Here is an 11,569-nt window from a genome sequence, read left to right on the forward strand (position 1 = left end):
ATTGTTATGAGTTACAAGTCATATCAATCTTGAATAGGTAATATTCTAGTGGGATTTGCCGTATGACTGCTGCGGTTTACACGCCGATGGCTAAGTAACGCTAGGAATGTAACTCAGTCACGTATACGCGCGGGAGAATGCTTTTGTAGTTTCCGCTGTAGCGTGCGGCGATGTAGCCCTAACGCCTTTGCTGTCGCCGAAATATTGCCAGCATGATCCAGCAAAGTACGCTGAATATGTTCCCATTCAACCTGGGCTGGCGTCAGCGGTTTGCCATCAGCAACAAAGTTGGCGTTGTTGCTGCCCTGCAAGCGTTGCAGGATTTCATTGAGGCCAACCGGTTTTGCCAGATAATCGGTGGCGCCGCGCCGCATGGCTTCCACGGTTGTGGCAATGCTGGCGTATCCGGTCAACATAATAAACTGAGTCGGATTAAAATGTTTTTTCAAGGCCGGGATAGCGTCCAAACCAGACGCCTGCTCCAACATCATATCCAGTAAAATAGCGTCTATCTGCTGGACGGGTTGTTGTAGCGCCGCAGTCGCTGAGGTAAAAATTGACACCTCGTAGGCGCCCGCGTGTTGCAAGCGACGCTGTAAGACTTGCAGATAACTAACGTCATCATCAATCACTATGATTTTTTGCATGAGCCTCCAACGGCAATTGCACCAGAGTGACCATCTTATCGCCTTCGCGATACCAATTGACCTGCCCCTTAAATTTTTCAATGGTAGCATTGGTCAAGACTGCGCCTACACCGTGTCCATCATCACTAGGCAATAACTGAAAACCCAACTGTGCCAACATGCTGGGTGATAGGTCATTAGCCGAGTTTATAATTTTTAGCGCCCAGCCACTATCGATGAGATTAGCAGACACCTGAACCTCACCGTTGGCTTGCGCCTGCGCCGCTTCACAGGCGTTGATAATAATATTGCTCAAAGCGGGCAATAACGTGCCGTCAGCCAAAATATGCCACTGCCCCGAGCCCGCTTGCCAATGCCAGTGTATAGCGGTTTCCGGCCGGGCTAATAACAGCAGTTGTTGCAGCGAATGCCACAACATCTTCAGTTCATAAGGCCGCGACCTGGCCTCGCGTACTTCATCGGCAATATCGCGCCAGTTACGTAGCTGCTGTTCAATACGCTGTAATTGTCGTTCGAGTTCGGTCAGTGCTTCCCCGGCAGATTGCTGCTCCATGACTTCATCAATCAATAACCGCATCGACTGCACTGGGGTTGCCACATCATGCGTAAGTTGCGCAGCGGCGGTGCCAATAGCAAGTAACTGTTCATTACGTAGTTGCCGCTCACGTAGCTGATGAATAGCTTCTTCTCGTGCCGCTAACTGCTCGCGCAGATACCATACAACCGCCGCCACCAACACCGATGTCAGTACAAAACCGACCACCATACCGTAGTAATGGTTAAGCATCATGGCCGCCGGTTCGCCATGCCGAGGCAATAGCCACAACTGACTGATTTGCGCTGCAATACTGACACTTAACAACAGTGCAGCGGCAAGCCATGGCAATAACATGAAAGCGAGTACGATAGGCAACAACAACACGGCATTAAACGGGTTGCTGGCAGCACCATTCACCGCCATAAAAGTGTTAACCAGCAATACTTCCGCCAACAATAACAGCAGCATCTGCTGGGGTGATGGTCGACGCCACAACAACATCACGACCAATAGCAACATGGCATTTTATTCCGTCAGGTAGGTTGCCCTCAGCATACCTTAAAAGGCATAACTGACACCAAATTCCAAAGATCGACCAGAGCCTGCTAACTGGGCAAAACCATTGCTGCTGTCAGCCTTGTAATCAGCAATGCTGACACCACCAAGCGGCAGTTCATAGTAATGATCCAGTAAATTGTTCACTGCAAATGTCAGCGTAACGCTTTGCCATTGCAGATGGCTGCTGAAGTTAAGCAGCGAATAAGCGGCAGTGGAATTTTCCAGGCGCCGCGGGTCCACTCGGTCTTTAGCCGCAACCCATTGCCAAGCAATATTATTCTGCCAATCGCCTAACTGTTGTTGCAGCGCCAATTCTGTTTGCCAGGGTTTTATCTGGTATAACGCTTGGTGACTGTCATCTCGCTCCCCATGGGTGGCGCTGACACTGGCATTGACTTGCCACAAACCGCTGCGATTATCGGCTAACCGGTAGGCACTGCTGACTCTGGCACCATAGAGCGTCGCATCCAGATTAGTAAATTGCAGCAAATTACGCTGGCCATTAGCTAAAGCGCTACGGTTGAAGCTGCCAATCACTGCAGCATCAATGTAATCCTCAACTTGGCTGTACCAAACACTCGCCGTAACTTGCCAATCATCGCGAGTGGCTGTGTAAGCGAGGCTGAGCGTGTTAGCGGTTTCAGGCTTAAGGTTAATATCACCCACATAGCCATTGGCATCGCCAAACCAACCGATCATGGTGGAAGCCATAATCCCCTGTCCCCAACTGTAACGTTCATATAAATTGGGGGCGCGGTTTTTACGGGCCAATCCGAGTTCCAGTTGTTGGCCAGCGGCCAGTTGGTAGCGCGCCAGTAGCGTGATGTCCACCAGATTATCGCTACGCTTACGCTCGGTGGCGTTAAAACTACTGGCAGCGGCAGCATCGACATTTGTCATGCCCATCATTGCCATGCTGTTGTAGGCTTGTACGGCGCCAGCATTGGTCATGACATATTCATAACGAATACCAGCAGACCACCACCAGCGTGCCGTCAATTGTTGTTGCCATTCACCAAAGGCTGCTGCCCGTAACCGTCTGCCATCATTGATATTGATATAGTCATTAGGCCCCATCATGCTGGAACCCGTCACGGCTGGCCACACATCATCCAAGCGGTAGTCATAACTTTCCTGTCCAAGCAACAAGGTGCTATGGTCGCCAAACGGCAAATTCCAGTGCAACTGATAGCTATAATCATCGCCATCAGTGTTCATTGGCATCATGCCGGTTTTTTCTGCACTGAAAAATCCCATTTTATGGCTGACACTGTGCCAGTTGGCTTGAGCACTGAACTCCCCATCATCGACTAACTGCCGCTGATAGCGAGCCAGCACGCCATAACTGTGGTTATCTGTCATATCCATGTATTGATTAGCAAATCCCTGAAATGGGATGTACTGATGTGTTAGCTGCAACGCCACTTGCTGGGTTTGATCGCGCCAGGCGGCCGTCAGCGCATGATTCTGTGCCCGGTACAGCGTATCCAGCACTTTGTCACCATGACCATCCCGATAACTATTAGCATCTTCATATGCGCCCTGATAATCGATACTGAAACGATGACTGGCCAGTTTGAATCCGCCCCTAACAGGGTTGCATCATTCACACTGTGGTATCCGGCGGATAAATAACCGCTGTACCATTGCAACTGTGCATTGTCAGTAAATATTGGGTTGATACTGCTAACCTTGATAACCCCGGCGATATTATCCCCACCGGCACTCACAGGGGATACCCCAGCGACTACCTCAACAGCCGCCACCTGATTAGCGGAAATATAAGACAAAGGAGGGTTCATCTGGTTAGCGCAGGCAGCAGTCACATCACTACCATCGATAAGCACTTTTATGCGATCGCCCATCATACCGTTGACAATGGGTAATGCCGATACTCCGCCTGGCGGCAGAAAAATCAACGCCTTGCTGTGCCAATATGCGATCAGTCGCGCCCAAGCTACTGTGATGTTGCGGCTGTTGCCCTAACACCTGTAGTCGTTCAATAGGCGGGGTGCTGGTGTCTGCGGCCAAGGCAGACATCGACCATGCCGAACTAACGACAATAGCGATAGCCGTGGGCTTCCAACAAAAGCTGCGTGCTTGTTCTTGAGTGTTGCTGCGCACAATGATCACCTTCAATGTCAATCATCTGTAAAAATTGCGCGCATTATAACGAGAGCTAGATCACAACTGGCGTGGCATATTGTCGCACCCTGGCAACAGGCAGAAACGGTATCAACATCTTGCTAAACGGGTATACCGTTGGCGGGAAGGCTAGCCGCTGGTCGTAGTGACACAAGCGATGGCGGGAGATCCACTTGCAACTTATCGGGTGCTTACTGACGTTATTTCATTGACTTGGTGACTGATAACCCACAGCTTGAATTCAGTCATATCTGTATGGAGGGCGACAGGACGACAGCAGTAAAACGACACCACAGTGATATCATAAAAAAGGCGCCACAAGGCGCCTTCTCTTGAATTGGCAATTACGCGAAAGAGTCACGCAACGCCACAGTACGGTTAAATACTAGATGCTCCGCAGTAGAGTCCTTACAGTCAGCACAGAAGTATCCTTCACGTTCAAACTGGTAGGCTTTTTCTGCAACCGCCGTTTTTAACTCGGCTTCAACAAAGCCGTGGCGTATCTGCAATGAGTCAGGGTTCAATGCTTCATCCAAGGTAGCCGCGCCCGCAGGATTGGCAATGCTGAACAAGCGATCGTATAAGCGGAATTCGGCGGGCAAGGCACTGTTTTTGTCGACCCAGTGGATCACGCCTTTCACTTTACGGCCATCGGCAGGATTAGTGCCTTTGGTTTCGGCATCATAGCTGCAGTATACGGTGGTCACATTGCCTTGTTCATCTTTATCGCAGCGTTCTGCTTTAACGATATACGCATTACGCAGACGCACTTCTTTACCAAGCACCAAACGTTTGTACTGTTTGTTGGCTTCTTCGCGGAAATCTTCCACATCGATATACAGTTCACGGCTGAAAGGTAACTGCCGTTCACCCAGCTCCGGTTTATTCGGATGCACTGGCGCACTGATGATTTCAGTCTGATCTTGCGGATAATTTTCAATCACCATGCGGATAGGATTTATCACCGCCATGGCCCGTGGCGCATTGTCATTCAGCTCTTCACGAATACAGGCTTCCAACATGCCAATTTCCACCAAGTTATCCTGCTTGGTAATACCGATACGGTCGCAGAATTCACGAATGGAAGACGGTGTAAAGCCGCGACGACGCAGACCTGCAATGGTTGGCATCCGCGGATCATCCCAGCCATGCACCAGTTTGCGGGTGACCAATTCATTCAGCTTACGCTTGGACATCACGGTATATTCAAGATTTAACCGTGAAAATTCATACTGATGAGTACGGCCGTCATAGTTAAAATCGTCCAGATGATCCAGCACCCAATCATACAGCCGACGGTTATCTTGGAACTCCAGCGTACATAAGCTGTGAGTAATGTGTTCCAACGCATCAGAGATACAGTGGGTAAAGTCATACATCGGGTAGATGCACCATTTATCGCCAGTCTGGTGATGATGGGCAAATTTAATGCGATACAGCACCGGATCGCGCATACACATAAAAGGCGATGCCATATCGATTTTGGCGCGCAGGCTACATTCGCCTTCCTTAAATGCTCCCGCCCGCATTTTTTCAAATAGCGCGAGGTTTTCTGCAATTGGTGTATTCCGATATGGACTGTTTTTGCCTGGCTCTTTCAACGTGCCGCGGTATTCACGCATCTGCTCGCCGTTAAGAAAACAGACATAAGCCAAGCCCTTGTTGATCAGCTCCACAGCGTAGCCATACAAGGCATCGAAGTAGTCGGACGAATAATGAATATCGCCGCTCCACTGAAAACCGAGCCAGTTCACGTCTTCCTTGATGGAATTGACGTAATCAATATTTTCTTTTTCCGGATTGGTATCATCAAAACGCAGATTGCATTGTCCTTGATAGTCGCGGGCAATACCGAAATTCAGGCAAATAGACTTTGCGTGACCGATATGGAGGAAACCGTTAGGCTCCGGCGGAAACCGGGTGTGCACACTGGTGTGCTTGCCACTGGCCAAATCCTCATCAATGATATTGCGAATGAAGTTACTCGGACGTACTTCAGTGTCCAGCTGACTCATGTAATTCCTCTTTGCGAACCGTGCAATCTTTATAAAACGGGCATGATCCTACAGATCATGCCCGCTGACAATGCTTCTAGGATAAAAACTGTCGTTACATCCGTCAACGTTCTGTAAAAAAGAAAAAGCAGCGAATAGCGCTGCTTTTTCAAACAAATGGCCAATTATTACTCGGTGATAATTTTTATCCCAGGAATGATTTGCTGAGTACGCTTTCCTTTACGTTTCAACCACGCATAGAAGCCCACCAAGGCAGCACTGAAAAAGGCGATCCAAGAAACCGACTGCAGTGGATGCTGGGTAATAGTGGCAGCCTGATAAACCACGGTGGACGTACCATAGGCCAGCGCCAAGGTCCAACTGGCGGCAAAGCTTGCCCAACGAGGCCCGAACTCATTCACCAGTGCCCCCATCGCTGCCACACATGGAGTGTACAGCAGGATGAATAACAGATAAGTGAATGCCGATAGCTGTCCGCTAAAGCCTTTCTGCAAAGCACTAAAAGTGGTTTGTGCGACGCCCTGCTCTTCTGCTGCTTCATTGAGGTTATCCACATGTCCTACGGATAGTGACAAAGGATCACCAAGATTGATGCCTAACAGATTCTGCGGAATGGTATTCAAAGCCTCTTTAAAACTGTCACCGAGTGGTGTCAGCTCGCCATTGGCCTGAGCATTACTGCTATACAGGTTATTCAGTGTGCCAACAACAGCCTCTTTAGCAAAAATGCCGGTAACAATCCCCACAGTCGCCTGCCAGTTGTCTTGTTGCAGCCCCATCGGCGCAAAGATTGGCGTAATTTTTTGGCTAGCCACACTCAGCAGTGATTCCTGACTGTCTTCATGGCCAAAGGTGCCGTCAGTCCCAATAGAGTTGATAAAGTTCAGCACTGTGACCACCAGTACAATGGTCTTCCCGGCCCCGAGAATAAAACTCTTGGTACGTTTGCTGGTACGACCGAAGACCATACGCAGCTTTGGCAGTTCATACCCTGGCAGTTCCATCACTACCGCGCTGCTGTTACCCGGCAGTAATGTCTTACGCAACATCAGCCCAGTACCAATGGCGGCAAAGATGCCGATAATGTAGAGCAGGAACACCAGATTCTGACCGGAATTAGGGAAAAACGCCGCCGCAAACAGCGCATAGACTGGCAAACGAGCACCACAGGACATAAAGGGCGCCATCATGCCGGTAACAATACGTTCGCGCTCACTGCCCAACGTACGGGTTGCCATAATGGCGGGTACAGAACAGCCAAATCCGACAATCATTGGCACAAAGGCCTTGCCAGGCAAGCCGATACGCCGCATCAAGCCATCAACCACAAATGCTGCCCGCGCCATATAACCGGAACCTTCCAGCACTGACAACGCCAGAAACAGCGCCGCAATCACCGGAATAAAGGTACAAACAGTCTGGATCCCTTGACCCAGTCCTCCGGCCAGCAAAGTAATCACCCACTCTGGCGAATTGACACTCTGTAACCAAGCACCCAAATGGTCCACAAACAAGGCACCTGCCGCGATATCAAAGAAATCGATAAAAGCGCTGCCCACATTGATGGCAAACATGAAGGTCAGATACATCACCAAAAGGAAGATGGGAACGCCCAACACTGGGTGCAGCACAATCTGATCCAGACGGTCACTCAGCGTTGGCTTACCTTCCGCATGAATGGCAGTTTGGTATAAGACTTCCACAAAGTTGAATCGCGTCGCCGCAGCGTGTACTTCGATGTCTTTGCCATCGCGCGCTAGCGTCTCAGCACATTGCTCCACTTCCTGGTCGTTACTGCCGCGATGACAAGTATTACAACCCTTAGCATTGGCCAGTTTTGCCAGTGCTCGGCCACGACTTAAATTGGGTTCAGCAGCGCGCAAGGCCGCAACGCTCGCTTCAATTTCTTGGCCATAGTCCAGCATTAGCGGTGAAGACGATACCTGACCGTCAAAAAACTTCACCACCAAAGCTTTCACTTTTTCAACATCTTTGGGTTCACGAGAAGTCACACCAATCACCGGGCAACCGAGCTTTTTACTCATGGCCTCAGTATCAACCTTGATCCCTCGTTTGATGGCGGCATCAATCTTATTCAGTACCACCACCATGGGGATCCCCAGCTCCCGCAACTGCACCGTCAGATAGAGGTGACGCTCAATATTGGTGGCATCCACCATGTTGATAATGCCATCCATCTTCTGCGTTGCCATAAATTGCTGGGCAATCTGTTCATCCAGAGAACAGTCACAATCGCTCTCAGAGGGCAAAATATCGTAAATACCGGGTAGGTCTGTCAGATAAACATCAACACCGTTAAGCGTGAAGCGACCAGTTTTCTTTTCTACAGTGACACCAGCCCAGTTGCCTACCTGCTGATTGGCTCCCGTCAGTGCATTAAACAGAGTTGATTTACCGGCGTTGGGATTACCAACGGTGACACAATGGAACTGCTTAATCATTGGCCTTCTCCACCTCGATGATCTGTGCCAATTCCTGACGCACGCACAATTTGCTGCCACGGATTTCAAGTTCTAAACCCGATCCCATCGGCGCACGACGGATAAGTGAGAAATGAGTATCAGGTGTGATACCCAGTGACAATAGCTTGCGCTTAACGGCGGATGGAAGTTCCAGACGTCCGATATCAGAGATTTTTGCGCGATCGCCGGGGTTCAATTCACTTAACTTCATTGCTTCTACCACTTTGACTGCCTTACAGCCGTTGATCCGACTGCTGCCGCGTGAATTATTAACGTCAGTTGTAAACGATAATAATTTTCAATTGTGTCCGTATTATGTGCCAAATCCCGGTGGGAATAAATGGTCAGATGAAAATAAACTGCGGTTTGTGGCAACTTTGTGTACTGGGTCAGAAAAACAGGGAACAAGCCGGATTTTAGGTAATAAAAAGCTGACACACATCAAAGTTCACGCCCCCAAATGCAGCGGGGATTGTACCGCTTTTTTAGCCAAAGGCATGCAAACAAGCATAAAAAATATTAGCTAGAGCACATAAACCATTGGCTACTGGTATAGATGGCTTCATCAGTGCCACCAAGCCCCTCATGCCATTGGTAATCACCTTAGCCACTCACTATTTTCTCCCCTTTGATGGCTAGGAATAACGGCTTTGAACATTTGTCCAGGAACCTGACTACGCCTTTGTAAATAGTCAGATCTCAATCACATAACCCGGCTAAAATAACTGCTTATTTCCTTATATATAGATAGTCTTATACACGGAAAACTCACTCCACTCACTGTAGCGACAATTCTAAAACCAATGCCCGTTACAGTGAGAACAACAAACCTTGCAGGGATACATAATGATGAAACGGTTTAATTTCAATGCCGCGAGCAAAGCGCTATTGGGAGCCGGTCTATTGTCTTTAGTGCTCGCCGGTTGCGGAAGCGACGGCAAAGACGGTCAGAACGGTGCTCCCGGTGAACCCGGATTAACCACAATCAACATCGAAAACGCCACTACGCTGAAAGCCAATTTTACCGATGCCTCGATTGCTGATGGCAGCGTAAGCGTTACCTTTTCACTGACCAACGCTAACGGCGTTGCGGTGGTAGGACTCACCAAAGATGATGATCTGCGTTTTGGTATCGCCCAGTTAACACATGTGGTTGATGCAGCAACCGATACCAGTGCTGGTTTTGACCACGGTTACCAATGGCAGTCTTATATAAACGTTGTCAAAGAGCCAACCAACGTACCTACCGATGTAGATAATCTGCATCCTTCAACGCAGTTTCAAGCCAGCGTTGAAGCGGCTAAAAGTTGCGATGACTGCCTGAAAGACAATGGTGACGGCACTTACACCTACACCTACCAGACCAATGTTGCGGATATCACAACCCCACTGCCAGTGACCTATAACGCTGATGATACCCAACGCGCCACGCTGGAGTTGAAACTGACCACCATGGCGGTCAATGCCCATTTTGACTGGCAACCATCTAGCGATATGACTACAGGCATTCAGACCCGCAATGTGGTGTCAATTAATGCTTGTTATACCTGCCACCAGCCTGACAGCCTTAAAGCGCACGGCGGTCGTCGCCTAGATCTGGAAAACTGTGAAGCTTGCCATACCGCAACATCTGGCGATCCTGAATCAGGAAACAGTATTGACTTCACTTATATGATCCATGCTATCCACCGTGGTAGCGAGCGCCATACCTATGACGCAGATGGCAACAAAGTGGATGATCACTACAAAGTTGTGGGATATGGAGGAGCAGTTGAAGACTTCGGCAAAGTCAACTTCCCACAAACACCCGCAGTGAACTGTGCCGTATGCCATGTTCAAGGCGCTAATGCCCCTAGTGATGCGGCACTGTTTACCCAAGAGAAAAGCAATACCGCATGTATCGCTTGCCATTCTGAAAAACCATCAGCCCATCATGACAGCACAGACTGTATGTCTTGCCACAATGCGGAATCTCCGTATCCAGGCACCGGCAGCGCAGTTAAACGTCATGGCGATGTATTAAAAGCCTATACGCTGGCACAGCAGATGGGTGTCAAAGTGACTGACATTGGGTTAGACGCCAACAACAAACTGACCTTCAAAGTGCAGGTGCAGGATGCTGATGGCAATGCTGTCGATCAGAACTACGTCAACCAGAGTAGCCGTATGGTCGTTGGTTGGGACATCGACAAAGACTTCCCAGCATACAATGAGGCTTCCTACAACAACCGTCGTTCACGCTTGAGCGAAGGTAGCTATGATGCAGCGACCAAGACCTATACGTTAACGCTGAACAACATGAACATGCCAGCAGATGCCAAGGGCAAGACTTTTGAAATCTGGTCAACGCTGCAAGCTTGTTTCAATAACGGCGGTTATGGCGTAGCCGATGTACAGCTGACCGATTGCAGTACCGATGGTAGTCGCACTGTTTATATCAAACAGGATCCGTATCGGTTCGTATGGGGTGATACTGGCGCTGATGACTCAGCCACAGTGGCAACCCGTCGGCCTATCATTGATGCCAACAAGTGTTTAGGCTGTCATGGCCAAGAGATAGTGCACAATGCCAATGGTGTGAACTGTCAAGCCTGTCATACCCCAGATAAAACGCTACGAGATGGCCAGCCAACCAGTTTTGCCTTTAAAGTGCATGAGCAGGAAGGCCACTATCTGAAATATGCCGGATTGGGTTCTGGTACGGTACTGAAAACTGACTGTATGACTTGCCATACCAGTGATGGCATCACCTTGGGACGCGATACCGACCGCGCCTGGCGTTATGGTGATCTCTCAGGTGGTGAAACATGGGTATCTTCCGATGCAGGGGCCTGTTTGAGCTGTCACCAACAGTATCTGACCGATGCCGCTAAGTCTCACATCGAAACCAACGGCGGTATTCTCAATGGTAGCAGCGCCGATGATGTGAAAAATCGGGCGGCTGAAACCTGTATTACTTGTCACACCCCAACCCAGTTAATGGAAGTTCACGGTAATTAAGTTAATACTTAATCACTATACCAAATGAAGGAGGCATATCGCCTCCTTCGCTTTTTGTAAACAGCAAGTTACATAGTTTAACAGGTTATTCAGCAAAAGCTGTAGTACAAGCAGAACGACACAAATAATCCTTTTTAAATAGAAAGATCCAAGTCACACATTAACGCCTGTTTAGAAGCATTT

General features: G+C 49.1%; 6 protein-coding genes and 1 pseudogene. 1 reads left to right on the plus strand and 6 read right to left on the minus strand.

Going from position 1 to position 11,569, the window contains the following annotated elements:
* Positions 1–113: 113 nt before the first annotated feature.
* The 6 genes and pseudogenes from KHX94_RS01480 to KHX94_RS01505 form a co-directional block, all read right to left on the minus strand.
* Entirely contained in the window at positions 114–647 is a 534-nt protein-coding gene (locus KHX94_RS01480; RefSeq protein WP_213682109.1) for a response regulator transcription factor, read from the minus strand.
* Positions 625–1,704, minus strand: coding sequence for an ATP-binding protein (locus tag KHX94_RS01485; protein WP_213682110.1), 1,080 nt, complete (start codon positions 1,702–1,704; stop codon positions 625–627). Before KHX94_RS01485 ends, KHX94_RS01480 begins: the two co-directional genes overlap by 23 nt.
* A gap of 39 nt (positions 1,705–1,743) precedes the next feature.
* Positions 1,744–3,873 (minus strand): annotated as a pseudogene (locus tag KHX94_RS01490) (TonB-dependent receptor).
* A 359-nt stretch (positions 3,874–4,232) separates the two neighbouring features.
* Positions 4,233–5,903 carry a glutamine--tRNA ligase gene (glnS, locus tag KHX94_RS01495; RefSeq protein ID WP_213682111.1) on the minus strand — a complete coding sequence of 557 codons (1,671 nt, stop codon included), beginning with the start codon at positions 5,901–5,903 and terminating at the stop codon, positions 4,233–4,235.
* A 167-nt stretch (positions 5,904–6,070) separates the two neighbouring features.
* Entirely contained in the window at positions 6,071–8,365 is a 2,295-nt protein-coding gene (feoB, locus tag KHX94_RS01500) for a Fe(2+) transporter permease subunit FeoB (RefSeq protein WP_213682112.1), read from the minus strand.
* Entirely contained in the window at positions 8,358–8,597 is a 240-nt protein-coding gene (locus KHX94_RS01505) for a FeoA family protein (RefSeq protein ID WP_133037734.1), read from the minus strand. The genes feoB and KHX94_RS01505 overlap by 8 nt, the downstream gene beginning before the upstream one ends.
* Positions 8,598–9,232: 635 nt before the next feature.
* Between KHX94_RS01505 and KHX94_RS01510 the strand changes: the two genes are divergently transcribed.
* Positions 9,233–11,386, plus strand: coding sequence for an OmcA/MtrC family decaheme c-type cytochrome (locus tag KHX94_RS01510; RefSeq protein ID WP_213682113.1), 2,154 nt, complete (start codon positions 9,233–9,235; stop codon positions 11,384–11,386).
* Positions 11,387–11,569 lie beyond the last annotated feature (183 nt).

This window comes from Shewanella dokdonensis (assembly GCF_018394335.1).
GTDB classification, from domain to species: domain Bacteria; phylum Pseudomonadota; class Gammaproteobacteria; order Enterobacterales; family Shewanellaceae; genus Shewanella; species Shewanella dokdonensis.